Raw genomic sequence first — 25,908 nt, 5'->3', positions numbered from 1 at the left:
TAGGGAAGATTAAAAGCCCTCTATTGCAGCTTATCATAAGTTTGAAAGAGAATTGGTTTTTATGGCTCTAGCCCCCCATGCCGTCCACCGTTTATATGAGTACCGTAAGTCTATTTCGACTAAGCCTTTTGGTGCCCGTGGCAAAAAATTGATCCGCTGCCCATTATGCCTTTTAGGTGAGCAGTTTTGTACCTGTGCGCTGCGCCGTCAGTTACAGACTCAAGCCAGTTTTTTGCTGATCATGTATAACGATGAAGTGTTAAAACCGACGAATAGTGGCCGACTCATTGCGGATCTTATTCCTGATACTCATGCCTATATTTGGTCACGTACAGAACCTGAAGCTGAGTTGCTTGGCTTGCTTGAGTCGCCGCAATATCAACCTTATTTAGTGTTTCCAGCCCAATATGCAGAGCAAGGGCAGATTGTACTAAATCAAGTACCTATGTCGACATTAGCTGAAGGTAAACGGCCGCTGCTGATCATGCTTGATGGCAGTTGGCGTGAAGCGATAAAAATGTTCCGTAAGAGTCCTTATTTGCACTCGTTGCCCTTATTATCATTCGATCCCGATACGCTTGCGACATATGCGCTACGAAAGGGGAGTCACGACTTTCAACTGGGTACCGCTGAGGTCGCTTCTTTAGCGTTAGCCGCGATAGGTGAGGAGGCAAATAGCAAAGCCCTTAGCACTTGGTTTGATTTGTTTGTTGAATCATCATTACTTGGTCGTAATCGGCGTTGTAGAGAAGATCTTTTACCCATTTCATCCTTTACAGATGCTGTTGAAGCGGCTTATGAAAAGGCAAATGCCATTTTGCCCAGTGTTTAATTTATTTCAGTGGAAGAAAGAAACTTCACAAATAAAACTCCCCTAACAAGTAGGGGAGTTTTGCTTTAATTGCGTTTATTTTTAACTGCTATGGTTAAACCCCAACTTGTTTACCATCTTGCTTACGGATAAGCACTGTTGCAGAACGAGGGCGAAGAGTGGTTCCCGCTGGAGTTTGCTCAGCAGCATTGGCAGAGTAGGGCCAATTACCCGGATGTTGGATATTAATAAACATTGACGTGTAATCAGGGCTAACTGCAAATCCTGTCACTTCGCAATCATTAGGGCCAACAAAGAAGCGTTTTAATTCCATTTGGTTATTTGCTGTGACTGTCAGTTGTTTGTCTTGGCTATCAACCAAGGTAGAAGGCACAATTGCTAACATCTGATCGTTAGTTTCTTCCGCGACTTCCTTAGCACCGTTGTCGGTCTGCACCCACAGAATACCCCGTTGGTCAAAAGCTAAACCATCGGGACTCGCAAATTGATTCAAATCCGTTAAACCTGATAAGTTTGTCTCGGTATTACCATCACTTGGTGAACCAAATACAAAAATATCCCATGTGAACTCAGTGACTTTATCACCTTCGTCCCAACGAATAATATGACCAAAGTTATTTTTAAGTCTTGGGTTTGCAGGATGTGCTTCGGTTCTTTTCGAGTTGTTGGTCAAGGTTAAATAGACTGAACCTGTAAAGGGATCAACAGCACACCATTCAGGACGATCCATCGGTGTTGCGCCAACAAGATCGGCGGCTCCTGCAGTATTGAGAATGATATCAGCCAAGCTGGCGAAAGTATCACCGAGTGTTTTACCGTCTGAGGTTTGGCTATCTAAGGTTAACGGTAACCAAACACCACCGCCATTTTCGTTGAATTTAGCAACATATAAAGTCCCTTCATCCATGTACTTATTGCCCGTTTGTATACGATTGCTACTATTGGCATCTTTTGCATCCCAAGCAGCCGCTGAAACAAATTTATAGAGGTATTCAAAACGAGCATCATGACCCGAATAAAACACCACAGGTTTACCTTCAGTTAATTTTCCAAAAGTACAACCTTCATGGCGAAAACGTCCTAATGCGGTACGTTTTACTGCGCGTGATGCAGGATTGAACGGATCTATTTCTACAATATAACCATGACCGTTTGCTTCGTTGCGGTAATCATCTTGAGCATTTGCACCCTTGGGAGTGATATCAAAACGTGCAAATTCATCGAGGCGTTCTTCATCATGGCCAGCAAGATGGTCCCAACCATAACGTGTACTGGTTTTGCTGATACCAATGCGGCTTTGATCGGGTTTCAAAGTACCGCGGTTTGCAAAATACTCAGGCCAGTTTTCTTCACAAGTGAGATAAGTTCCCCATGGAGTATAACCATTGCCGCAGTTATTTAAGGTACCGCGGGCTTGACTGCCATCGGGTGAATAACGAGTTTCGAGCAGAGAGGTATAAGCCAGAGGGCCTGCCATATCCATTACTGTTGCGCCCGTGAAACGACGATTATGGCTGTCATTTAGAACGACTTCCCACTGATTATTAACCAGTTTGATCCGCACGACAGTGACACCATGGGCATTAATTTCTTTGCGAATTTCATCGACAATGGTGCGTAAACCTGTGGTGGCATCTACGGTCGGTCCGGCTGGGTGCAATGCATCTTCATCAATATATTCATGGTTTATACAGAGTAAGCCATCATTACCGGCATCATTTAATGGGAAAAAATGCATACCATCGTGATGCATCCCAACTGAATTGGCTTGATCGTCTGCAGTGTTACTGCCATCACTTTTCCATGGTGCGGCTTTTGAATTTAACGGTGTTCCCCAAGGAGCGAGTACCTGTGCGGTATAACCTTCCGGTATCACAACGGCATCCAGTCGAGCACCTGCCACAGATGTAAAGTTTAATTTGGCGCTGCTTTTTGTGGGGGGTAATGTGGGAACTGGATCAACTGGCGTCGGTGCTGGTGAGCTATCCGAACCACAACCTGTTAGTCCTATTCCTGCAAAAGCGGTCATGGCACCAAGGCCCAATCCGCTTTTGACAAAATTTCGGCGAGATAAATGCTTATCCAACACTTGGTTAAACGGCTCATTATTACTTTTATTATAAAGTGTAGGATCAAAGGTGGCCTTGCTCATATTTCACTCCAATATGTGATATGAATTAAATTTCGAGGCCCAGCCTAATGACTCTATGTGACAATAAAGTTGAATTTAGATGACAAAAATACTGCAATATCCTGAAATATTTTTATATTCACGGTCGAGTAAGTCATAAATCACGCTAAAATCAATTGATACAAAGCACGTGACATATACATACACTCACGTAAAATCAGTCATTCTGATATGTATCGTATGAGTTTCGTTGTAATCATTTTAGGGATATAAAAATGGCTGAGGACAGAAAAATTGCCGTGTTGTGCCGTATCGAGCCAGGTTGTCTTGGTCCTGATGGAAAAGATCATATTGAAGCTTTCTGTGCTTTAGCACAAAAGGCGATGCAACATTTTGATGTGGATGTTGGAACTTGGTTACTTACACCAAGGTACGATAAAACACTCGATGAAATGCAATATAGTGTGGCAAATAAACTGCTTTCACGGACACAGGCGAGTAAATACTTTCATCTGATTGGGCGTGATATTGAGGTTTTTGAAGAACGGTTTGAAAATAAATTAGCGTCACTGATTAATCTTTATCTAGCGCGAAAGTGATAACGTATTGATGTAATAAATTTTTATCGCTGTCTAAAAAGATTCCCATAACTTATGTAGCCTACCTAGCTTGCTACGCTAAACACGAAATGAACTAAGTCGATTCAGTCGGATCTCCTTATCGCAGTAATTAACCCCATAAAGTCGGACAAAATTTGTTAAACTGTACATCGGTTTCGCATTTCAGCTTGTTCACCCCTAAGGTTAGGCAATGTTTCACTCAACCCCAGAAAAGCCTCTTGCAGATAAGGCTGACAGTTATAGCACTTTATTGCAGCAACAATTTGGTTTTTCAGCCTTTAGGAATGGTCAATACCAAACGATTTCGCAGCTATTAGCAGGACAATCTAGCCTCGCCATTTTTCCGACTGGATCAGGTAAGTCCTTGTGTTATCAATTTACTGCCTTACAGTTGCCCCACTTGACCTTAGTGGTATCCCCCTTGCTAGCATTAATGAAGGATCAACTTGAGTTTTTGCAAGCCAAGGGAATTGCAGCGGCAAGCATAGACTCAACTCTCAATGCTGAGCAGACTAAGCAAGTTATGATGGACGCGCGGTCGGGCAAGCTAAAGATTTTGATGGTATCGGTTGAGCGTTTTAAAAATGAACGCTTTAGGCAGTTTATCCAGTCGGTTGCCATTTCAATGCTGGTTATTGATGAGGCGCATTGTATTTCAGAATGGGGACATAATTTCCGACCGGATTACTTAAAGTTACCCGATTATCGACGGGAGCTTGGGATCCCACTAGTGCTACTTTTAACGGCAACCGCAACCCGTAAGGTGAAGTTGGATATGGCGGCGCGGTTTGATATCGCTCCTAAACACATAGTTCAAACAGGATTCTATCGCCCCAATTTAGATTTATGTGTTATCCCTGTATTAAGCCAAGAAAAAAATGCATTACTGTATAGGCAAGTCCGCCAATATGCAGGAGCGGGTATTGTCTATGTCACTCTTCAACATACGGCAGAACAAGTTGCGGATTTGCTCACACAAGAAGGGATCCTTGCTCGTGCTTATCATGCAGGCTTTGACGATGTAAAACGCCAGCAAGTTCAACATGATTTTATGCAGGATAAAGTGCAAGTGGTGGTCGCGACGATTGCTTTTGGTATGGGGATAGATAAAAGCAATATTCGTTTTGTTATCCATTATGACTTACCTAAATCCATTGAGAATTACAGTCAAGAAATTGGGCGAGCGGGTCGAGACGGTCAACACTCGCACTGCGTGACCTTGGCTAATCTTGATGGAATGAATACAGTCGAAAATTTTGTTTATGGTGACACGCCAGAACGAAGCGGTATTGAGCTCATTATTGAAAATATCAAGCAAGAACAACATCAAGGACGTTGGGAACATCAGTTAAATACGTTATCTAGCATCAGTAATATCCGTCAGTTACCATTAAAAACACTGTTAGTTCAGTTAGAAATACAAGGCGTAATTAAACCGCTTTATGCTTACTATGCTGATGTAACCTATCGCTTCATCAAAGATAAATCAGAAATTTTAAGTGCATTTAATCCAGAGCGGCAGGCATTCTTATCGCAAATTTTTACTCACACACACATGAAGCGGGTTTGGGGTGTTTTAGATGTTGATGCACTTTACAGTGCAACGGAAGCTGAACGCAGTAAAGTATTAACAGCACTGGAATATCTGGCAGATAAACAATGGATTGAACTAGAAACTAAAAAAATTACCGATGTTTATCAAGTGAATAATACAATATTGGCTCAGATCTCCCTTGTAGACAATCTTCACCAATACTTTGTGGAAAAAGAACATAAAGAAATTTTACGTATTGGACAATTAGTGCGTTTTTTCGAATTAGATACGTGTCTGAGCTACAATTTATCTCGTTACTTTGATGACCAAAACACACCACAATATTGCGGCCATTGCAGTGTTTGCCGCGGAAATGTGGCTAAGTTAACGTATTCTGCAGATCCTGTTTGGCCTGATGAGTCACAAATCCGTGCCGATTTATTCGAACTACAAACCCACGTAAAAATGAAAGGTATACTTTCGTTGTCACTCGATACTCAATGCCGATTTCTAGCTGGCATGATGGTTCCTCTTTTTAGTCGACTACAGATCCGTAAACTCAAGGGATTTGGTCGTTGTGAAAAATTAAGATATGCAGAAATAAAACAGAAAGTTACGTCACTACTGGCGGGCTAGATGATAAAAGGATCGAACATGAATAAGGCTGTTAAAAAGATGCTCGCCAACCATGAGAGATTAATTCATTCAGGCGAAGTGACTGTGTTATCCCATACTCAAAGAGAAAAGGGCGAATGGGTGCAACATACAGTGATGCTCGAAAACTGTGATGTGCCATTTAAATTTCGTCGTGTAAAAAAATACAAAAATTTACAAGGGCAAAAAGTGAGTGTTGTCTATTATCCTGAAACCGAAATGGTGGCAGGTTTTGAAATCGAGATTATGCAAGTAGTTAGAATTAAAAGATTTTAGTAATGCCCATCGGATCTTGACTCTATCATGTCAGTCCAGATCCGAAGGGCATTTGCTTCAAACAGGATATTCAGAATATTTTATTTAGCATACTGAAAGGCAGAATCTACTTTCCACGTTCTAAAACGTAATTCAGTGCCTTCTGGTAGGTAAAATATTTTAGGTAAACGGCTATCGTAACGCATTGTTAACTCACCAGGAATGCGTACAAAAGCTTCTTTTTTAGCAAGTTCAAAGCAAGCCATCATGGTGCTTGGACCTTCTGAGACCTCATCCACTTGATAATAGTTGTAACCCCATCCCTGTACTGAATGTTCTTTCAGCTCGCCGTTTAAACTGTGTTTGTTACAGTCGATGAGTTGAGTCTGGCCTATTTGGACTTCAAGCATATAGTCTTCTTCATTCTCTAACTTAGGTAGTGTAAGAATATGTTGCACCATGCCTACATTAGGTACAGGGAACATTTTAGTGGCTTCTTGCTGCGTGTAATTTTTTGATGTGAAACTCATCACGCTGATCATAGGTGCATTTAATCCTGTTTGATTGGGTGGACTCACCGCAGCAGCGTTAAAAGATAACAATGCAAAAGTAAGAGGTACCATCACAGCATTAAGTAGATGAGTCAATTTCATTGTGTTCTCCCTAATGGTTCAAATAAGTCGTCGTATAAACAAAAAGTTCCGCTCTTTGTCGAGCTTCTGCCCCTACAAACGAAACAGAATTTAAAAAGGGTTAAAAGTATTGGAAAATTTCACCCAATGAATTTGTTGTACCTATTCAAGTTTAATTCATCTTCGACCGAGATGTGTACCCTAAGTGATATTGATGTAAGTGGTTTAAAAAATGAAGATACCGATATGGTACTGAATGACCACTTAAGAAGTTTTAAAAGGCTCTTTTTGAAAATGCAGTGCTATAGGATTTTTTTATTATCAACCAGATCATAGATGATGCAAAGCTAAGGAATATAAATATAGAAAAGGTAATAGAGCAGGGGCAATTGGATAAGATTGTTGAAGCATATGAATTTAAAGTGAGAATTGGTACACCCGAGTGGACTCGAACCACCGACCCCTACCATGTCAAGGTAGTGCTCTAACCAACTGAGCTACGGGTGCACTGTTTACTTTTTAATAAGAAGAAGTCACTTTTTATACTCTGTGAAAAGAGTGGTACACCCGAGTGGACTCGAACCACCGACCCCTACCATGTCAAGGTAGTGCTCTAACCAACTGAGCTACGGGTGCATTGTCTATTTTTTGGTAGTCTTAACCACCAATTTTCATCGCTTGTTCTCAAATGAGTAAGTAGTGATACTTTTATCAAACTGAGCTACAAGCCGTTTTAACAGCTATTGCGCTTTGGAGCGAGCGCTATATTAGGGTGATAGCGAAAGGCTGGCAAGCAAAAAAAACAATTTTATCGTCAAATGGTGAATTGCTGTGCAACTTGTCCAGAGTTTCAACATTGATATGCATAACCTTCTTATTGCGAGTGGTCTTGTTCCAATCGTTTCCATCAAAATCAAAACGATAAAAAATGGCGAGCCAAGAGGCTCGCCATTTTTATCGTTAATATCATAACTACGATTGCCGCTCATACTTCTTGCAATCTAAGTGAGCATTAATGGTGTGCGCTATCACCTTCAATAAGGCTTAAATGTACTCCATGCTTTTGGATATAGCGTAAGCGTATAAAAAACAGCAGCGCTGCCGAGGTCAGTCCTGCGATAAGTCCAGTCCAAAATCCGTGGGCGCCCATAGCTGGCACAATATAATCCGTATAAGCCAAGGTATAGCCTAGTGTCATGCCAATCCCCCAGTAGGAGAAGAGCGTGATATAAAAAGCACTACGAGTATCTTTATAGCCCCGTAGGGCGCCCGCCGCAACAACTTGGACTGAATCCGATAATTGATATAACGCGGCCATCAACATCAAACTACCAGCTAACACAACGACATCTGGGTCATTGTTATAGAGTTCAGCAATCTGGAATCTAAATAGTACCGTTAACACCGCAGTGGAAAGAGCGAGAGACAGCGCTAGCCATAACCCCACTTTGGCCACAACGGCAGAAATATCGCTACGATCTCGGCCTAAGTAATAACCAATTCTGATCGAAACTGCGATACCAATAGATAAAGGCAGCATAAAAACAATTGCGGAGAAGTTGAGGGCAATTTGGTGACTAGCTACAACAGTGGCACCTAAAGGCGCCAGAAGCAATGCAATGATTGCAAATAAACTCACTTCAAAAAACAGCGCCATAGCTATTGGCATGCCGAGCTTCGTCATTTTTTTCATCGTTTTAAACTCTGGTCGATGAAATTTACTGAAAGGAGCAAGTGCGGCAAATTTGCGGTGAAATTGCATATAAATAGTCATTGCAATCAGCATTGCCCAAAAAACCAAGGCCGTTGCAACCCCGCAACCCGCACCGCCCATTGCAGGAACGCCAAAGTGACCATAAATAAAAATGTAATTGGCAGGGATATTGACGGCTAATCCGACAAACCCAATAACCATTGTCGGTAAAGTGTATGAGATCCCTTCGCTACAGCCTCTTAATACTTGATATAACACAAATGCCGGTGCACCCCATAAAATACCGTCGATATAACCTATGGTTAAGCGGTACAATTCAGGTTCTAAGTCCATATGGCCAAGTACAAAAGGTGCCGATGCGAGGAAAATCATCACCCCAATGCCGCCAATGATGGCAAGATAGGCCCCTTGAAAGGCTAAAGGTTGAATCGCTTTTTGATTATTTGCACCATTAAAATGGGCAAATAAGGGGGTAAAAGCCATCAGTAAACCTTGAACAAATAAAATAGCGGGCAGCCAAAGGCTGGTTCCTACGGCCACAGCCGCCATATCAACGGCACTGACTCGTCCCGCCATAACAGTATCGATAAATCCCATCATTGTCTGGGTGACTTGGGCGATGAACACTGGCAGTGCAAGTTGGATTAAGCGTTTGGCTTGGAAGCCTGAATGTTTCATAAAATACAGCCTTTAACGAATAAGCGAGTAATAAATGTTTACAGGTATAGTTCAAGCCACCTGCGAGGTGGTTGCAATACATAAGAAAGATGGCCTAAATACCCTTGAGGTAGCGTTTAAACCTGATTTGCATGAGGGACTTGCGATTGGTGCAAGTGTGGCAAATAACGGGGTATGTCTTACAGTGACTCAGGTGGTTGATGATAGGGTATTTTTCGACGTAGTGGAAGAGACATTACGACTGACGAATCTCGCTAATTTGTCTGTAGGTCAATACGTTAATGTTGAACGCTCGTTAACTTTTGGTAGTGAAATTGGAGGGCATATTCTTTCTGGCCATATCCATACAAAGGCTAAAGTTACCAATATTAGCCACACAGAACAGCATTACGATTTGACATTGAGTATTGAACCTAAATGGATGGACTATATATTTTATAAAGGATTTGTAGGTGTAAATGGTTGCAGCCTAACGGTGGGTGAGGTGACAGAGACAAGTTTTATGCTGCACTTGATTCCAGAAACACTCAAGCTCACCAATTTAGGTCAGTGTAAAGTAGGTGATGAATTGAATATTGAAATCGACAGTCAAACGCAAGTCATCGTCGACACTGTCGAGCGTGTACTGGCCAAACGCTTGAGCGAGTATTCATTAAATAATTAATAAATTTGCTCATCATCTGAGTTTACGTATAACTCAATCGTGCGCCGCAACTCATCTATATGTAAGCGTAAATGGATTGGATTACAGCAAATTCGACAATCATCGTAATAATCTTGATCACCACTGCTGGCATCGATACTGATATGTTGATGATGCCCGCAGTGTGGACAGGCGATAACCTTCTTCATGATCCTCATATTGTTACTCCTTCTTTCAAGTGGGATGAAAGAATATCCCCCATACGATACATGGCTGTTCCCATAGGGCTTACTAAGTATAGCTGCAATTGTGGTGAACCAAGTGAACGGATGAATTGCTCATACGGATCAAACATGACTCTTTTACCGTAATTAGCCCCTCAATTTCATCACTAGCAAGTTGCCAACACACTGCAAAATCATGAATTTGCCTTTATTGCGCAATGCCACGCAATTTAGCCAATTTACTTGCACCCCTTGACGCCAATCCCGTAGAATAAACGCCCTGCTACGCAAGGCGGCTAAGACTCCTGTACTGTCTTAACCTAGCGAGCATTTCTCTTACATTAACTAAAACCAAGTGGCCCTACGTGTGGGTCACCACTGGAAAGGACATTTCATGCCTGTAATTACACTTCCCGATGGTAGCAAACGCGAGTTTGCTCATGCTGTATCGACTCTCGATGTCGCCGCCGATATCGGCCCTGGTCTTGCTAAAGCTTGTATCGCTGGCCGCGTTAATGGCGAATTAAAAGATGCTTGCGATCTCATTGAAACCGATGCTGAGCTATCAATCATTACCGCCAAAGACGAAGAAGGTGTTGAAATTCTTCGCCATTCTTGCGCGCATTTATTAGGTCACGCGATTAAGCAAATGTGGCCAGAAACCAAGATGGCGATTGGTCCTGTTATCGATAATGGCTTTTATTATGATATCGACCTTGAGCACAAGCTGACTCAAGATGACATCGAAGCCTTAGAAAAGCGCATGCTTCAACTGGCAAAAACCAACTATGACGTTGTAAAACGTGTCGTTAGCTGGCAAGAAGCCCGTGATACATTCGCGGCGCGCGGTGAAGAGTATAAGATTGCCATTCTGGATGAAAATATCAGCAAAGACGCGACACCTGCGCTATATCATCACGAAGAATACACAGACATGTGTCGTGGACCGCACGTACCTAACATGCGTTTCTGCCAACATTTCAAATTAATGAGCATTGCCGGCGCTTATTGGCGTGGCAACTCAGAAAATAAGATGTTGCAACGTATCTATGGTACCGCATGGGCCGACAAAAAAGCCCTGAGTACACACTTAACCCGTCTTGAAGAAGCGGCTAAGCGTGACCACCGTAAAATCGGTAAGCAGCTCGACTTGTATCATATGCAAGAAGAAGCGCCTGGTATGGTGTTTTGGCATAACGACGGTTGGAGCATCTTCCTCGAATTAGAAAGATTCATTCGCCGTAAGCTAAACCAATACACTTACCAAGAGGTGAAAGGCCCATTAATGATGGACCGCGTGTTGTGGGAGCGTTCTGGTCACTGGGATAAATACTCAGAAGCCATGTTCACGACCAGCAGTGAAAACCGCGAATATGCTATCAAGCCAATGAACTGCCCAGGCCACGTGCAGATCTTCAACCAAGGCTTGAAATCTTACCGTGACTTGCCACTGCGTATGGCGGAATTTGGTTGCTGCCACCGTAATGAACCTTCAGGCTCATTGCATGGATTAATGCGTGTACGTGGTTTTACCCAAGATGATGCCCATATTTTCTGTACTGATGATCAAGTTCAAGAAGAAGTGAGTGCCTGTATCCAAATGGTATACGACACATATTCTACTTTCGGTTTTGAAAACATCGTCGTAAAACTGTCGACGCGCCCAGAAAAACGTATCGGTGACGATGCCATGTGGGACAGAGCAGAAGAAGCATTAAAACAGGCTTTACGTGCAAACAACATTGAGTTCACCCTTTTACCAGGTGAAGGTGCGTTCTACGGCCCCAAAATCGAATTTACTTTACACGATTGTTTGGACCGTGCATGGCAATGTGGTACTGTGCAGCTCGATTATGCTTTACCAAACCGTCTTGGTGCAACTTATGTTGCCGAAGATAACAGCCGTCAGACCCCTGTCATGATCCATCGTGCTATTTTAGGCTCTTTGGAACGATTCTTGGGTATTTTGATAGAAGAATATGCAGGACGTTTCCCAACGTGGTTGGCCCCTATGCAAGTTGTTGTGATGAATATCACCGACAAACAGGCTGATTATGTTCAAGAAATCGTCAAATTCTTCAAAGAACAAGGTATTCGAGCGTCTTTTGACTTGAGGAATGAGAAAATAGGCTTTAAAATACGCGAGCACACCTTAAGGCGTGTCCCTTATTTGTTGGTCGTTGGCGATCAAGAAATGGAAAATAAGGAAGTAGCGGTGCGTACCCGTGATGGTATCGATTTAGGTAAGATGCGACTTGAAGATTTCGCCACTAAAATCCATCAACAGATTTCGCTCCGTAGTCTCAAATTGTTGGAGGAATAGGTCATAAAGATCAAAAAAACAGCAGGGCGTCAGCCGGCCCCTAATAGAATCAATGAAGAAATCACAGGCGTACCTGAAGTACGTTTAACAGGCATTGATGGTGAAGCTATTGGTGTGGTAAGCATCAGAGATGCTCAGAATTTGGCAGATGAAGCAGGTGTAGACCTAGTAGAAATCAGCCCAAATGCTGAACCTCCAGTATGTCGCATTATGGACTACGGTAAGTTCCTATTTGATAAAGCGAAAGCGCAAAAGGAACAAAAGAAGAAGCAAAAGCAGGTTCAGGTTAAGGAAATTAAATTCCGTCCTGGAACTGACGAAAACGACTATCAGGTAAAACTACGCAACCTGATACGTTTTCTGGAAGACGGGGACAAAGCGAAGATTACGCTGCGTTTCCGAGGTCGCGAAATGGCCCACCAAAACCTAGGTATGGATCTTCTGAACCGTATCAAGGCTGATTTGGACGAGTATGCGGTTGTTGAATCTTTCCCTAAAATGGAAGGTCGACAAGCAATTATGGTGCTAGCGCCTAAAAAGAAATAAGTAGGGCAACCCTAAAGTAGCAAAGGTCTATGGCCTTTGCTCGCCTTGCTTTTTATATAACATCCCAATGCGGAGTTTTAGTAATGCCTAAAATGAAAACCGACAGAGGTGTAGCGAAACGTTTTAAGAAAACCGCCAATGGTTTCAAGCGTAAGCAAGCACATTTACGTCACATTTTGACCAAGAAAAGTACTAAACGTAAGCGCCACTTACGTGCTAAATGTTTAGTATCAAAAGCTGACGTTCCAGCAATCGCGCGTCAATTACCTTACGCTTAATTTAGGAGATTAGAAAATGCCAAGAGTTAAGCGTGGTGTAACCGCTCGTGCTCGTCACAAGAAAGTTTTAAAACTAGCTAAAGGTTATTATGGCGCTCGTAGCCGTACTTACCGTGTTGCTGTACAAGCAGTCACTAAAGCTGGCCAATATGCTTACCGTGACCGTCGTCAGAAAAAACGTCAATTCCGTCAACTGTGGATTGCACGTATTAATGCTGCGGCTCGTCAAAATGGTCTGTCTTACAGCCGTTTCATCAACGGTCTGAAAAAGGCGTCTATCGAAATCGATCGTAAGATTTTGGCTGACATCGCTGTATTCGATAAAGTTGTATTTGCAACGTTAGTCGAAAAAGCAAAAGAAGCATTAAACTAAGAAATTAGTTTGTTGCTGTAGAGAAGGGACCATTTGGTCCCTTTTTTTGTGCGCTATTTTTGATTACCGAATAATGTTATTTACCTAAGCACTCATAACTGATTCGTTATTGAGAATAGTGAAGCAAAGGCTCTGAGCGCGTGAATCCTATTGATTTACTTTGCCCGTAAAAAGTTTGTGATCAGTTAACAATGTTGGGCCCAAAAAATAGCAGGCTAAGCCTGCTATCTGTTCAAAAAGTGGGTCGTTTTATTTTTTAGCGTCTAAATAACGCTCGGCATCGAGTGCTGCCATACAACCAGTGCCTGCAGAAGTAATAGCTTGGCGATAATGTTGGTCCATCACGTCGCCGCAAGCAAAGACACCTTCAATACTGGTTTGGGTCGCATTACCTTGAAGACCACTTTGTACTTTTAAGTAGCCATGGTTCATCTCTAATTGGCCTTCGAAGATACTGGTGTTGGGGCTGTGGCCAATCGCGACAAATACGCCAGCAACGGCTAAGTCAGTAATAGAGTCATCTTTAGTGCTCTTCATCTTAAGGCCGGTAACGCCCATGGCATCACCAACCACTTCATCCATAGTTTGATTTAAGTGGAGGATAATATTGCCGTTGGCGACTTTATCCATCAGACGGTCAATCAGAATTTTTTCTGAGCGGAAAGTGTGACGACGATGAATAAGATGCACTTCAGCCGCTATGTTGCTTAAATACAAGGCTTCTTCAACAGCAGTGTTACCACCACCAATCACAGCAACTTTTTGATTACGATAGAAAAAACCATCACAGGTCGCACAGGCTGATACGCCGCGGCCCTTGAATGCTTCTTCCGACTCAAGCCCTAAGTAACGGGCAGAAGCGCCTGTTGCAATGATCAACGCATCACAACTGTACTCGCCGTTGTCGCCTTTCAAACGGAAAGGGCGCTCGGTAAGGGTCACTTCGTTGATATGATCGAATAAGATTTCAGTATCGAACTTTTCAGCATGCTTCTGCATACGTTCCATCAAGGCTGGACCGGTTAAGTCATCTGCATCCCCCGGCCAATTTTCAACTTCAGTCGTCGTGGTTAGTTGGCCACCTTGCTGCATACCTGTGATCATCACGGGTTTTAAATTAGCACGCGCAGCATAAACGGCTGCGGTATATCCTGCTGGGCCTGAACCCAAAATCAATAAGTTACAATGTCTGATCTGGCTCATTATTATCTCCGTGCCTTTAGCAAATTAGGGCGATTGTAGGGAATTTACCTGTAGGGGTAAAGCGCAGTTTGGCGATTATTTTAGATTATACTCATCGATTAATGATGACGTGTTGAGCATGTGGATTTACGCTGTCAACTTTTTAGGATTTATTTAGTTTGCTATTTTGTCATCATAATAAAAAAACGGCCTCAAAATGTTGAGGCCGGTAGAACATTTGTTACATCAAGATAAGAGGTTATCAGAAAACAAATTAGGCAAATAAGGTTGTTGGCGCAGTGTATTCAAGGTTAAGTGCATGGGCAACTTCTTTACAGACGACTTTACCATGCATGACGTTCAGGCCGTTGAGCAGGTGTTTATCCTGTAACAATGCTTCTTTATAACCTAAATTCGCTAACTTAAGAATGTACGGTAGCGTTGCATTGTTCAGTGCGAAAGTGGAAGTACGAGCAACGGCACCTGGCATGTTCGCTACACAATAATGTACAACATCATCAACAATATAAGTTGGATCTTGATGCGTGGTTGCGTGTGACGTTTCAACACAACCGCCTTGATCGATTGCCACATCAACGATAGCGCTGCCCGGTTTCATGCGGGAAATCATGCTACGAGTCACCAATTTAGGGGCTGCAGCCCCCGGGATCAGCACGCCACCAATCACAAGATCAGCCTCAATAACATGACGTTCAATAGCATCAGCGGTGGAGTAAATCGCTTTTACAGCAGAACCAAATTGTACATTTAAACGGCGAAGTGCTTCAATGCTGCGATCAAGTACAACAACATCAGCACCCATTCCAACTGCCATTTGAGCGGCGTTAGTACCGACCATTCCGCCGCCAATAATGACGACTTTGGCGGGCTCAACACCAGGTACGCCGCCGAGTAACATACCTCTACCACCAGAAGATTTTTCTAATGCCATCGCACCAGCTTGGATCGACATACGACCCGCGACTTCTGACATAGGGGCTAGCAAGGGAAGGCCGCCACGATCGTCGGTCACCGTTTCGTAAGCGATACATACGGCACCACTTTTAATTAAATCTTCCGTTTGGGGTAAGTCAGGCGCTAAATGTAGATAAGTGAATAAGATTTGATCGTGACGCAACATTGCGCGTTCAACAGCTTGAGGCTCTTTTACCTTTACAATCATCTCTGCTTTAGCATAAACGTCTGATGCGGTCGCTAAAATTGTGGCGCCAGCATCAACATAATCCTGATTTGAAAAACCTATTCCCGTGCCGGCATTTGTTTCAACAAATACTTCGTGGCCTTTTATGGTTAATTCACGAACACTTGAAGGGACCATGCCGACACGATACTCGTGGTTTTTAATTTCCTTTGGAACACCAATAATCATCTTTGAGCCTCAATTGCCTGAAAACCCACTTTTAATGGGCATAATTGTTATTTTATCGTGACCTGAACGTGATTAATTCAGGGATATCTAGTATAGTAACGGCGATGCAGTTTATGCTGCTGAACTTTGGACATACGTAGAATAAAATGTTGTTTTAGTGATAAAGCAAGGTTAAATAAATGGCATATAATAAAAAGAGTCCTGTAAAAGACTTGGATCGCATCGATCGCAACATTCTGAATGAATTACAGATTGATGGCCGCATTTCAAATGTGGAGCTATCAAAAAGAGTAGGGCTAAGTCCTACTCCATGTTTAGAAAGAGTGAAACGACTCGAAAAGCAGGGATATATCAACGGTTATACTGCGCTGGTTAATCCTCATTTCCTGGGTGCATCCCTACTGGTATTCGTGGAAATCACATTAAGCCGTGATACTCCCGAAGTGTTTGATAAGTTTAATCGTGCAGTGCAACTACTCGATGATATTCAAGAATGTCATTTAGTTTCTGGCGATTTTGATTACTTATTAAAAACGCGAGTTTCTGATATGTCGGCATACCGCCGTCTACTTGGGGAAACATTGCTCAAATTACCTTCTGTTTCTGATACTCGCACTTATGTTGTAATGGAAGAAGTTAAACACACCAGTCGCGTAGCAATAAATCATCTACTCTCAGATATCTAAATTACCCTGATTGTTTGGTTTTACCATAAGGGGCCAAGGCCCCTTATTTATTAATCTGTGTACCGTTTTTACCTTATCGTTAACCTTGCACAGCCCTTAAGCTTAGCAGTTTAGGGGCTTATTTTTGTGTCAGTTTTGTATAAATCACATTCGGGAAGTCGTTGTGTCATAAACGATTGTTGCCCAAAAAACACCCATTGCGCAATGTTAGGTTAATTTTTACTAATTATGCCCACATCTTAGGAGAAAATCCGGCTAATATGCTCCACATTTAGTAGGATTCTGGTATCGTTAGCTCACCTGTTTTCACTTTTTATGGATTATGTCGTTTGTCTCAAGGAAATAGTGTACGCACGCTCACTGGGCTGCAACGTCTGCTAGAAGGCGGACTCATCATTTGTTGTGTTCTTGCCACTTATATTTTACTTGCCTTAACCAGCTTTAGTCCGTCCGATCCTGGTTGGAGTCAATCGCATTTTCAAGGCGATATAAAAAACTGGACTGGTGCAGTGGGAGCGTGGATAGCCGATATTCTATTGTACTTTTTCGGGGTAACGGCTTATATCATGCCGATCATCGTGGCCTCTACCGGATGGCTACTTTTTAAGCGCGCCCATGATTTACTTGAAATCGATTACTTTTCGGTTGCACTACGGATTATTGGTTTTTTATTGCTTATTCTGGGTGTCTCGGCCTTAGCGAGCATGAATGCCAATAATATCTATGAGTTTTCTGCAGGGGGCGTTGCGGGTGATGTGATAGGGCAAGCGATGTTGCCGTATTTCAATAAGCTTGGTACTACATTGTTATTACTCTGTTTTTTAGGGTCTGGCTTCACATTGTTGACGGGAATAAGTTGGCTGACGGTGGTAGAAAAGGTCGGTTTTGCTTCCATTTGGATCTATAAAAGACTTAAAAGTTTACCTCAAGTTTTTAAGCGAGAAGATGAAACTGAAGATACTCGTGGCTTTATGTCTGTCGTGGATAAATTTAAGCAACGTCGTGACTCCCAACATGTACTTGAACAACCTCGTATGCGGGAACCTGCGATGGCGATAGCTGCAGCTAACCATGATGACACTATCATGGATGAAGTCCCGAGCAAAAAAGCTAAGTTGTCCTCACTTGCAAAAATTCTGAGTTTAAATGGAGCTAGAAATAAATCTAATCAAAGAGTTGAACCCCAAATAGATCATCAGGCGATTGCTGAACATGGTCATTTTGAGACTCCGCCTTGGGTAGCGAAGCAAAATACAGTACATGATGAGGTTGCTGATCTTGATACTCATGTATTTGATATTGATGAACATGAACCCATATTCAGTCATGACGCGTTGACTGATGATGCTGAGGATGAGGAGTTAGGCTTTAGTGATGATGATGTGATTGATTTTGATACTAAAGTGTCAACAGGTGCTGTGAATCAAGCGCAGCGTAAGCTGCAAGATCAAAAAGCTAAAATTGTCGATGGTATTGTGGTTTTGCCAGGACAAGAAAACAAACCCGCACCGAAAAAACCGATGGACCCTTTGCCCAGCATCAGCTTATTGGATATACCCGATCGTAAGAAGAATCCAATAAGTCCTGAAGAACTTGACCAAGTTGCCCGTTTGGTTGAAGTTAAATTAGCAGATTTCAATATTATTGCTAATGTCGTTGGGGTTTATCCTGGTCCTGTTATCACCCGTTTTGAATTAGAACTGGCTCCAGGTGTTAAAGCATCAAAGATATCTAATCTATCTAAGGATTTAGCGCGCTCTTTATTGGCTGAAAGTGTGCGAGTTGTTGAAGTTATTCCGGGCAAGGCTTATGTCGGACTCGAATTACCCAATAAATTCCGCGAAACCGTGTTTATGCGCGATGTGCTAGATTGTGCCGCCTTTACTGAGAGTAAATCCAACTTAACTATGGTATTAGGCCAAGATATTGCCGGTGATCCAGTTGTTGTTGATCTTGGTAAAATGCCACATTTATTAGTAGCCGGTACGACGGGCTCTGGTAAGTCAGTGGGCGTAAACGTGATGATCACCAGTTTACTGTACAAGTCAGGCCCTGAAGATGTGCGCTTTATTATGATAGATCCCAAAATGTTGGAGCTTTCTGTCTATGAAGGTATTCCGCATTTATTGTGTGAAGTCGTCACCGATATGAAAGAAGCCGCAAATGCACTACGTTGGTGTGTGGGCGAGATGGAGCGCCGCTACAAACTGATGTCAATGATGGGCGTACGTAATATCAAAGGATATAACGCTAAGATTGCTGAAGCAAAAGCGAACGGTGAAGTGATTTTAGATCCAATGTGGAAGTCGTCGGACAGCATGGAACCCGAAGCGCCCGCGTTAGATAAGTTGCCTTCGATTGTCGTCGTGGTCGACGAATTTGCTGACATGATGATGATTGTCGGTAAAAAAGTAGAAGAATTGATAGCTCGTATCGCTCAAAAAGCGCGTGCTGCCGGGATCCATTTAATCCTTGCAACTCAAAGACCGTCGGTGGATGTGATCACCGGTTTAATTAAAGCCAACATCCCTACACGTATGGCGTTCCAAGTCTCATCGCGGATCGATTCGCGCACGATTTTGGACCAACAGGGCGCAGAAACCTTGCTAGGTATGGGGGATATGCTGTTTTTGCCACCAGGAACTGCAGTACCCAATCGGGTCCATGGCGCCTTTATTGACGATCATGAAGTTCACCGTGTAGTGGCTGATTGGTGTGCCCGCGGTAAACCACAGTATATTGATGAAATTCTCAACGGTGTCAGTGATGGTGAGCAGGTATTGCTGCCAGGAGAAACCGCGGAGTCTGATGAGGAGTATGATCCGCTTTATGATGAAGCCGTCGCTTTTGTGACTGAAACTCGTCGGGGATCCATTTCCAGCGTGCAACGTAAGTTTAAGATTGGTTATAACCGCGCCGCACGTATTATTGAACAGATGGAAATGCAAGGAATAGTATCGGCGCAGGGGCATAATGGTAACCGCGAAGTGCTGGCGCCTCCGCCCCCAAAACATTACTAATTGTGGGCTCAATGCCGACGATTAGGCCAGATGAAAGTCTGGCCATGTTAACGACTTTTAAGCAGTAAGGATTAAGATGAAAAACCTTTTATGCGCAGTGATGTTAACGTCACCTTTATTATATAGCACTGCTGTTTTTGCTGATGATGCGCAGCAACTTAGGAACACACTGGTTAACACGGCCTCACTCAAGGCGGATTTTAAGCAAACCGTGACCGATGTGAACAAAAAAGTGATCCAAACTGGCTCTGGTATCTTAGCTCTAGCACATCCAAACCAATTTTATTGGCACTTAACCTCACCCGATGAATCACAAATCGTCGCTGATGGAAAAGATTTGTGGATTTACAATCCTTTTGCCGAGGAAGTGGTGATTATGGATTTTGCAGAGGCAATCAATGCCTCACCTATTGCATTATTAGTTCACCGAGATGACACCACTTGGTCACAATATTCGGTGACCAAAAAGCAAGATTGTTATGACATTCGACCTAAAGCTATTGATTCGGGCATTGTGACTGTGAGTGTGTGTTTTAAAAATTCACAACTGACTAAGTTCAATGTACTTGATGACAAAGGAAATATCAGCCAGTTTGATTTAAGCAATCAAAAAGTCATCACAACTGAAGACAAGGCGTTGTTTAAGTTTGTTTTACCTGAGAATGTCGATATCGATGATCAGCGTCTTAAAACGCTTAACTAGGTCAGAGTGTGAGTAGTCTATCATTTAATTTTGCCCCTGATTTTCGACCTCTCGCCGCTCGCATGCGGCCAAGGTCAATAGCCGAATATATTGGTCAAGCTCATTTGTTAGGTGAAGGTCAACCCCTGCGTAAAGCATTGGAAGCCGGGCGTGCTCATTCCATGATGTTGTGGGGGCCACCAGGGACAGGCAAAACAACGCTCGCTGAATTAATTGCCCAGTATTCTAATGCACATGTTGAGCGTATTTCAGCGGTCACCTCTGGCGTAAAAGAGATTCGGGCGGCCATTGAACAGGCAAAAGCTATCGCGGAATCCCGTGGACAACGTACCTTATTGTTTGTCGATGAAGTCCATCGCTTTAATAAAAGTCAGCAGGATGCTTTTTTGCCCTTTATTGAAGATGGCACAGTGATTTTTATCGGCGCCACTACCGAAAATCCCTCGTTTGAAATCAACAATGCCTTACTCTCGCGGGCGAGAGTTTATCTTATCAAGCGCTTAAGTAATGATGAGATAGCGCATATCGTGAACCAAGCCTTGGCCGATACTGAGCGTGGCCTTGGTCTGCGGCAACTCGAAATGCCTGAGAGTGTGCTCATCAAACTTGCTCAACTTTGTGATGGTGATGCGCGTAAGGCGCTCAACTTACTTGAGTTAATGAGTGATATGGTAAGTGATAACGACACTTTTACCCTTGAAATGCTCGTGCAAGTGGCGGGACACCAAGTTGCCGGATTCGATAAAAATGGCGATCAATTTTACGATTTGATTTCTGCGGTACATAAATCCATTCGTGGCTCTGCACCCGATGCGGCACTTTACTGGTATTGCAGGATTTTAGAAGGTGGTGGCGATCCACTCTATGTTGCAAGGCGACTACTTGCGATTGCTTCTGAAGATGTGGGCAATGCCGATCCTGCTGCAATGACAATTGCGCTCAATGCTTGGGATTGTTTCCATCGCGTTGGACCTGCAGAAGGTGAGAGGGCGATTGCACAGGCCATAGTGTATCTGGCGAGCGCTCCTAAAAGTAATGCTGTATATACTGCATTTAAAGCGGCTAGGGCACTGGCTCGTGAAACTGGTCAAGAGAGTGTTCCACACCATTTACGTAATGCACCAACACAGTTAATGAAAGAAATAGGTATGGGGGAAGGGTACCGATATGCTCACGATGAACCCAATGCCTATGCCAGTGGTGAAAATTATTTCCCTGAGTCCCTAAAAACGGCCCAGTTTTACTTTCCCACTGAGCGTGGATTTGAAAAGCGGATTAAGGATAAATTGATACAATTAACCCAATTAGACCAAGTCAGTGAGAACAAACGTTATGACTAACGTATTATTAGTTGCATTAGGTGGTTCAATTGGGGCGGTTTTTCGTTATCTTATTTCAATATTCATGATCCAAGTATTTGGCAGCAGTTTTCCTTTTGGTACACTGGTGGTCAATGTTATTGGTTCATTTTTTATGGGCGTGATATACGCTCTGGGGCAAATGAGTCATATCAGCCCAGAACTGAAAGCGCTGATAGGTGTTGGCCTATTAGGCGCGTTAACAACGTTTTCGACTTTCTCTAATGAGACCTTATTGCTGTTGCAAGAAGGAGATTGGCTGAAGGCGATTTTGAATGTGGTGTTGAACCTAAGTTTATGTTTATTTATGGTTTATTTAGGTCAGCAACTGGTTTTTTCACGCATTTAACTATTAAGAATATATCACATGTTAGATCCTAAATTTTTACGCAACGAATTAGCTGTTACCGCGGAGCGATTGGCCACTCGAGGCTTTATTTTAGATGTCGCTCATCTTACTCAATTAGAAGAAAAACGTAAGTCGCTGCAAGTGGCTACCGAAGAATTGCAAGCGGCGCGTAATGCCATCTCTAAATCTATCGGACAAGCCAAAGCCCGCGGTGAAGATGTTGACGCGATCATGGCACAAGTGGGGGATTTAGGCTCTCAACTCGATGCAAAAAAATTAGAACTGGCAGCTGTATTGGAAGAAGTGAATGCGATTGCGATGTCCATGCCTAACCTGCCAGATGAATCTGCGCCAATTGGTGCCGATGAAACACAGAATGTCGAAGTACGCCGTTGGGGCACACCACGTAGTTTTGATTTCCCGATCAAAGATCATATTGACTTGGGCGAAGGCTTAAACGGTTTAGATTTTAAAAGCGCGGTTAAGATCACCGGCTCTCGTTTTATCGTAATGAAAGGTCAAATCGCCCGATTAAATCGCGCCTTAGGTCAGTTTATGTTGGATCTGCATACGACTGAGCACGGTTATACCGAAGCCTATGTGCCATTGCTGGTTAATGAAGCGAGTTTACTTGGCACAGGCCAATTGCCGAAGTTTGGTGAAGACTTATTCCATACCAAACCCGCCACCGAAGAAGGTCAAGGGTTAAGTTTGATCCCTACAGCAGAAGTGCCACTCACTAACTTAGTGCGTGACAGTATAGTCGATGAAGACGAGTTACCGATTAAGCTAACAGCACATACCGCATGTTTCCGAAGCGAAGCAGGATCATACGGCAAAGATACCCGTGGTCTTATTCGTCAGCATCAATTCGATAAAGTTGAACTCGTTCAATTAGTCAAACCAGAAGACTCAATGGCTGCACTTGAAACGCTGACAAATCATGCCGAAACTGTACTGCAACGCTTAGGACTACCATATCGTACAGTTGTGTTATGTACGGGTGATATGGGTTTTGGCTCAAGCAAGACTTATGACATCGAAGTCTGGTTACCAGGACAAAATACCTACCGTGAAATTTCTTCTTGCTCAAACATGAAGGATTTCCAAGCCCGCCGTATGCAAGCGCGTTACCGTGTTAAAGCGGATAATAAACCCGCTTTGTTACACACATTAAATGGCTCTGGTTTGGCTGTTGGCCGTACCTTAGTGGCGATATTAGAAAACTATCAGAATGCTGATGGCAGTGTGACTATACCAGAAGCATTGCGTTCTTATATGGGTGGATTAACTCAAATCGGTTAAGGTATTCGCGCGACGCTATGGATAAAAGTCAACGTTATCTTCGTTGGCTTTCCTATACAGCAATTATCGCTGTATTTTGTGCAGTGATGCTGGCAACTGTAGGTAAGGCCATCTGGGTTGTGTTAGAAAACGTCAAATAACCCTATCAATTTTTTTCAGGTAAAAAAGGCATGTTTCCAAGGGAACATGCCTTTTTGTTTCATTTGTGCGCTCTAGTCTCAGATGCCCAATATTAGATACATTTTGCCGGTTTGGGCAACCCTGCGATCTTAGTTGCTTGCTTGGCTGGTCCTATTGGAAACAGGGTATACAAATACTTTGAATTACCTTTATCTGGCCCCAGAGCTTGGCCTATGGCTTTGACTAACACTCGAATGGCTGGGCTCGTTTTATATTCTATATAAAAATCTCGAACGAAGTGAATGACCTCCCAGTGTGCTGGCGTCAGTTCAATTTGCTCTTCCTCAGCGAGCAACAAAGCCAGTTCCGGTTGCCAATCGTTGAGATCTTTTAAATAACCCTGATGGTCACGGATGATTTCTGTGCCATTAAATTGCAATGGATTTACCACGTTATCACCTTGTCATGGAGTAATGATTGAGCCACAAACTCATTGTAATCGATAAGCATCACGTTCTTTAAACGTTCGGATAGGCCGCGTGCGACAACATCGTCTTTTAAGACCATCAACTTGAAGGGCGATAATGCCATAGCCCATTGTCGTAATAGCAAAGCATTCACGCCATCACTCGACAGTAAGATAGCATCTTCTTTGCAGGCATAACGTAGGCAAAGTTTAAGTGCATTATCTTGGTTAGGAGATGTTTGAATATGATGTAAAATCATTAGAATACTAAGACCTCATCTACCGATTTTAAGTGATTCGAAATGGCTTCATCGTTGACCACTGTGACCGGGATCGACAGTAATCCATGACTTAAGCCGTAATCGGCTAAGGATTGCTTACACACAAAAACCGATTCAATATCGTAGAGCGGCAATGCCTTAAAGGTCGAAATATAATCTTTACCACCAATGAGCTCTGGTTGCATTTCTTTTAACAGATGCAATACGCCCTCATCGACAAAAACTAAGCTGACATCTTGTTCAAAACTGGCACTGAGCAGCGCAAGATCTAATCCTTCGCGGCCTTTAACGGTTCCCAAAGGGGCACTTCGGAACAGGATACACAATTTTTTCATAACATTTCCGAAGATTAAAAGCGAATCAAGCGATCGGCAGACTCAATACCTGTTATGAGTTCACCTAAACCGCCCATGATAAAGGATTTATTGCTATTCCAGTGGGTTAGTCCATTTTCACTGGCATCTTGTTCACTCACAATACCGCGACGAAGTGCGGCGGAGACACAATTAACTAAAGGTAACTGATGTTGTGCCGCCAAGTCTTGCCAATGCGTTACAACATTATATTCATCAGAGGCGGGTAAACTAAGATCGGTTGCGTTATAAACTCCGTCTTGATAAAAAAATACACATAACACTTGATGGCCGCTAAGTAATGCAGCTTGAGTAAAGCGTAGGGCATTTACACTTGCCGATGTGCCATAGGCCGGCCCGTTCACTTGGATAATAAATTTGCTCATCAATAATAAAAATGGCCCTTAAAGTAGGGCCATTCTAACGTAAGTTAATCCAAAAGGGGATCAGTCATCGTTGCCGATGCCCATCAGGTGCAAAATAGCAATAAATAGGTTTAAAAAATCTAAGTATAAGGAGATAGTTGCACGAATATAATTGGTTTCACCACCATTAACGATACGGCTAGTATCAAACAGGATAAACCCCGTCATTAACAGCGCAAGCCCTGCGTTAATGGCCATAAAGGCGACACTGTTGCCCACAAAAATATTAATTACCGCAGCAGCAATGACAACAATCAAACCTGCAAACAGAAAACCTCGTAAAAATGAAAAATCTTTCTTAGTGGTTAACGCATAAGCTGATAAGGCAACAAAAATGACTGAGGTTAAACCTAGTGCTTGCATGATCAGCTGTGGACCACTTGCCATACCTGCATAGTGATTTAGCATATAGCCCAGTGATGCACCTTCCATACCTGTAAAAGCAAAAATCCAGAAAATACCCGCAGCAGATTCAGCTTTACGTAATGTCACAAACAGTAGCACTAGACCACCAATTGACAAGCCAATTGACATTAATGGACTGATATTGAGCATCATTGCCAACCCTGCACATAGTGCAGAAAAAGCGAGCGTCATCGATAACAGCATATAAGTGTTTTTAAGAAGTTTGTTCACTTCCAATGTTGACGTACTCGTCGAGTACAGTGTTTCTTGAGTCATATTCTTCTCCGTTGACACATTGCTAAGCTGATCATTTTGATTTTTGACGGAAGGTTTAGTTCCCGTAATACACCTACACTGATGTGGAGCCGATTTAATGATACCTTACTTAGGGTATAGGTAAAAGTACACAGTTCGACACAACAAGTTGT

General features: G+C 42.9%; 26 protein-coding genes and 2 tRNA genes. 15 read left to right on the top strand and 13 right to left on the bottom strand.

The window, feature by feature from the left end:
* Window positions 1–61: 61 nt before the first annotated feature.
* Window positions 62–832, top strand: coding sequence for a tRNA-uridine aminocarboxypropyltransferase (locus MZ182_RS10155; RefSeq protein ID WP_011789309.1), 771 nt, complete (start codon window positions 62–64; stop codon window positions 830–832).
* Between the two features lie 94 nt (window positions 833–926).
* Here the strand turns inward: MZ182_RS10155 and MZ182_RS10150 are convergent, their stop codons facing one another.
* Entirely contained in the window at window positions 927–2,984 is a 2,058-nt protein-coding gene (locus MZ182_RS10150) for a PhoX family protein (RefSeq protein WP_248067041.1), read from the bottom strand.
* A 254-nt stretch (window positions 2,985–3,238) separates the two neighbouring features.
* Between MZ182_RS10150 and MZ182_RS10145 the strand changes: the two genes are divergently transcribed.
* From MZ182_RS10145 to MZ182_RS10135, 3 genes are all read left to right on the top strand, one after another.
* Entirely contained in the window at window positions 3,239–3,562 is a 324-nt protein-coding gene (locus MZ182_RS10145) for a hypothetical protein (RefSeq protein ID WP_011789311.1), read from the top strand.
* Window positions 3,563–3,773: 211 nt separating this feature from the next.
* Window positions 3,774–5,753 (top strand): ATP-dependent DNA helicase RecQ, encoded by a 1,980-nt coding sequence (locus MZ182_RS10140; RefSeq protein ID WP_248067044.1) that lies wholly within the window; start codon window positions 3,774–3,776, stop codon window positions 5,751–5,753.
* Window positions 5,754–5,771: 18 nt separating this feature from the next.
* On the top strand, window positions 5,772–6,047 hold the full coding sequence (locus MZ182_RS10135; RefSeq protein ID WP_011789313.1) for a hypothetical protein: 276 nt from the start codon (window positions 5,772–5,774) through the stop codon (window positions 6,045–6,047).
* Window positions 6,048–6,127: 80 nt separating this feature from the next.
* On the opposite strand, the gene eco is transcribed toward MZ182_RS10135, so the two are convergent.
* The 4 genes from eco to MZ182_RS10115 all read right to left on the bottom strand — a co-directional run bounded on the left by eco (window position 6,128) and on the right by MZ182_RS10115 (window position 9,050).
* Window positions 6,128–6,679 carry a serine protease inhibitor ecotin gene (gene eco, locus MZ182_RS10130; RefSeq protein WP_011919322.1) on the bottom strand — a complete coding sequence of 184 codons (552 nt, stop codon included), beginning with the start codon at window positions 6,677–6,679 and terminating at the stop codon, window positions 6,128–6,130.
* A 409-nt stretch (window positions 6,680–7,088) separates the two neighbouring features.
* Window positions 7,089–7,165 (bottom strand) — tRNA-Val (locus MZ182_RS10125).
* 52 nt (window positions 7,166–7,217) lie between these two features.
* Window positions 7,218–7,294, bottom strand: a tRNA-Val gene (locus tag MZ182_RS10120).
* Between the two features lie 376 nt (window positions 7,295–7,670).
* A complete protein-coding gene (locus tag MZ182_RS10115; protein ID WP_011789315.1) occupies window positions 7,671–9,050 on the bottom strand; it encodes an MATE family efflux transporter in 1,380 nt (459 codons plus the stop codon).
* A gap of 34 nt (window positions 9,051–9,084) precedes the next feature.
* Here MZ182_RS10115 and MZ182_RS10110 point away from each other — a divergent pair, with 34 nt between their 5' ends.
* Window positions 9,085–9,714 carry a riboflavin synthase gene (locus tag MZ182_RS10110; protein WP_014610563.1) on the top strand — a complete coding sequence of 210 codons (630 nt, stop codon included), beginning with the start codon at window positions 9,085–9,087 and terminating at the stop codon, window positions 9,712–9,714.
* Here MZ182_RS10110 and MZ182_RS10105 read toward each other — a convergent pair.
* Complete coding sequence (locus MZ182_RS10105; protein WP_248069632.1) at window positions 9,711–9,911, bottom strand: CPXCG motif-containing cysteine-rich protein; 201 nt, start codon at window positions 9,909–9,911, stop codon at window positions 9,711–9,713. The two genes, MZ182_RS10110 and MZ182_RS10105, sit on opposite strands and share 4 nt — an antisense overlap.
* A 400-nt stretch (window positions 9,912–10,311) precedes the next feature.
* On the opposite strand from MZ182_RS10105, the gene thrS reads away from it, so the two are divergent.
* The 4 genes from thrS to rplT all read left to right on the top strand — a co-directional run bounded on the left by thrS (window position 10,312) and on the right by rplT (window position 13,437).
* Window positions 10,312–12,240, top strand: a complete 1,929-nt coding sequence (thrS, locus tag MZ182_RS10100) for a threonine--tRNA ligase (protein ID WP_011789318.1) — start codon at window positions 10,312–10,314, stop codon at window positions 12,238–12,240.
* A 3-nt stretch (window positions 12,241–12,243) separates the two neighbouring features.
* Window positions 12,244–12,786: a translation initiation factor IF-3 gene (gene infC / locus MZ182_RS10095; RefSeq protein WP_014610565.1), complete on the top strand. Its 543-nt coding sequence runs from the start codon at window positions 12,244–12,246 to the stop codon at window positions 12,784–12,786.
* A gap of 83 nt (window positions 12,787–12,869) precedes the next feature.
* The gene (rpmI, locus tag MZ182_RS10090) at window positions 12,870–13,064 is read left to right on the top strand and encodes a 50S ribosomal protein L35 (protein ID WP_011919318.1); all 195 of its coding nucleotides are present in this window, start codon (window positions 12,870–12,872) and stop codon (window positions 13,062–13,064) included.
* Between the two features lie 16 nt (window positions 13,065–13,080).
* Window positions 13,081–13,437 carry a 50S ribosomal protein L20 gene (rplT, locus tag MZ182_RS10085; protein WP_006081652.1) on the top strand — a complete coding sequence of 119 codons (357 nt, stop codon included), beginning with the start codon at window positions 13,081–13,083 and terminating at the stop codon, window positions 13,435–13,437.
* Window positions 13,438–13,686: 249 nt separating this feature from the next.
* On the opposite strand, the gene trxB is transcribed toward rplT, so the two are convergent.
* Together trxB and ald are read right to left on the bottom strand one after the other, a co-directional pair.
* Window positions 13,687–14,640 (bottom strand): thioredoxin-disulfide reductase, encoded by a 954-nt coding sequence (gene trxB, locus MZ182_RS10080; RefSeq protein ID WP_248069634.1) that lies wholly within the window; start codon window positions 14,638–14,640, stop codon window positions 13,687–13,689.
* A 253-nt stretch (window positions 14,641–14,893) separates the two neighbouring features.
* Complete coding sequence (ald, locus tag MZ182_RS10075) at window positions 14,894–16,009, bottom strand: alanine dehydrogenase (RefSeq protein ID WP_011789322.1); 1,116 nt, start codon at window positions 16,007–16,009, stop codon at window positions 14,894–14,896.
* A gap of 179 nt (window positions 16,010–16,188) precedes the next feature.
* Here ald and lrp point away from each other — a divergent pair, with 179 nt between their 5' ends.
* From lrp to serS, 6 genes are all read left to right on the top strand, one after another.
* Window positions 16,189–16,695 carry a leucine-responsive transcriptional regulator Lrp gene (gene lrp, locus MZ182_RS10070; protein ID WP_007647640.1) on the top strand — a complete coding sequence of 169 codons (507 nt, stop codon included), beginning with the start codon at window positions 16,189–16,191 and terminating at the stop codon, window positions 16,693–16,695.
* 329 nt (window positions 16,696–17,024) lie between these two features.
* On the top strand, window positions 17,025–19,715 hold the full coding sequence (locus MZ182_RS10065; protein WP_248069636.1) for a DNA translocase FtsK: 2,691 nt from the start codon (window positions 17,025–17,027) through the stop codon (window positions 19,713–19,715).
* A 76-nt stretch (window positions 19,716–19,791) separates the two neighbouring features.
* Window positions 19,792–20,418 (top strand): outer membrane lipoprotein chaperone LolA, encoded by a 627-nt coding sequence (gene lolA / locus MZ182_RS10060; protein WP_248069638.1) that lies wholly within the window; start codon window positions 19,792–19,794, stop codon window positions 20,416–20,418.
* An 8-nt stretch (window positions 20,419–20,426) separates the two neighbouring features.
* Window positions 20,427–21,758, top strand: coding sequence for a replication-associated recombination protein A (locus tag MZ182_RS10055; RefSeq protein WP_248069646.1), 1,332 nt, complete (start codon window positions 20,427–20,429; stop codon window positions 21,756–21,758).
* Complete coding sequence (crcB, locus tag MZ182_RS10050) at window positions 21,751–22,125, top strand: fluoride efflux transporter CrcB (RefSeq protein ID WP_011789326.1); 375 nt, start codon at window positions 21,751–21,753, stop codon at window positions 22,123–22,125. The genes MZ182_RS10055 and crcB overlap by 8 nt, the downstream gene beginning before the upstream one ends.
* An 18-nt stretch (window positions 22,126–22,143) precedes the next feature.
* Window positions 22,144–23,430, top strand: coding sequence for a serine--tRNA ligase (gene serS / locus MZ182_RS10045; protein ID WP_011919314.1), 1,287 nt, complete (start codon window positions 22,144–22,146; stop codon window positions 23,428–23,430).
* Between the two features lie 232 nt (window positions 23,431–23,662).
* Here serS and MZ182_RS10040 read toward each other — a convergent pair whose 3' ends face one another.
* The 5 genes from MZ182_RS10040 to MZ182_RS10020 are packed head-to-tail and all read right to left on the bottom strand — an operon-like array spanning window position 23,663 to window position 25,756.
* Window positions 23,663–24,001: a TusE/DsrC/DsvC family sulfur relay protein gene (locus MZ182_RS10040; protein WP_011789329.1), complete on the bottom strand. Its 339-nt coding sequence runs from the start codon at window positions 23,999–24,001 to the stop codon at window positions 23,663–23,665.
* Window positions 23,995–24,276, bottom strand: a complete 282-nt coding sequence (gene tusB, locus MZ182_RS10035) for a sulfurtransferase complex subunit TusB (protein WP_011789330.1) — start codon at window positions 24,274–24,276, stop codon at window positions 23,995–23,997. The genes MZ182_RS10040 and tusB overlap by 7 nt, the downstream gene beginning before the upstream one ends.
* A complete protein-coding gene (tusC, locus tag MZ182_RS10030) occupies window positions 24,276–24,632 on the bottom strand; it encodes a sulfurtransferase complex subunit TusC (RefSeq protein ID WP_011789331.1) in 357 nt (118 codons plus the stop codon). The genes tusB and tusC overlap by 1 nt, the downstream gene beginning before the upstream one ends.
* Before the next feature lie 14 nt (window positions 24,633–24,646).
* Window positions 24,647–25,036 (bottom strand): sulfurtransferase complex subunit TusD, encoded by a 390-nt coding sequence (gene tusD, locus MZ182_RS10025; RefSeq protein ID WP_011789332.1) that lies wholly within the window; start codon window positions 25,034–25,036, stop codon window positions 24,647–24,649.
* A 60-nt stretch (window positions 25,037–25,096) separates the two neighbouring features.
* Window positions 25,097–25,756: a Bax inhibitor-1/YccA family protein gene (locus MZ182_RS10020; protein WP_011789333.1), complete on the bottom strand. Its 660-nt coding sequence runs from the start codon at window positions 25,754–25,756 to the stop codon at window positions 25,097–25,099.
* Window positions 25,757–25,908: the final 152 nt, after the last annotated feature.

The sequence above is a fragment of the Shewanella sp. JNE2 genome (assembly GCF_023159115.1).
GTDB lineage: Bacteria > Pseudomonadota > Gammaproteobacteria > Enterobacterales > Shewanellaceae > Shewanella > Shewanella putrefaciens.
The sequence above is the reverse complement of the archived record's forward strand: the minus strand, read 5'-3'. Positions and strand labels throughout refer to the sequence as shown.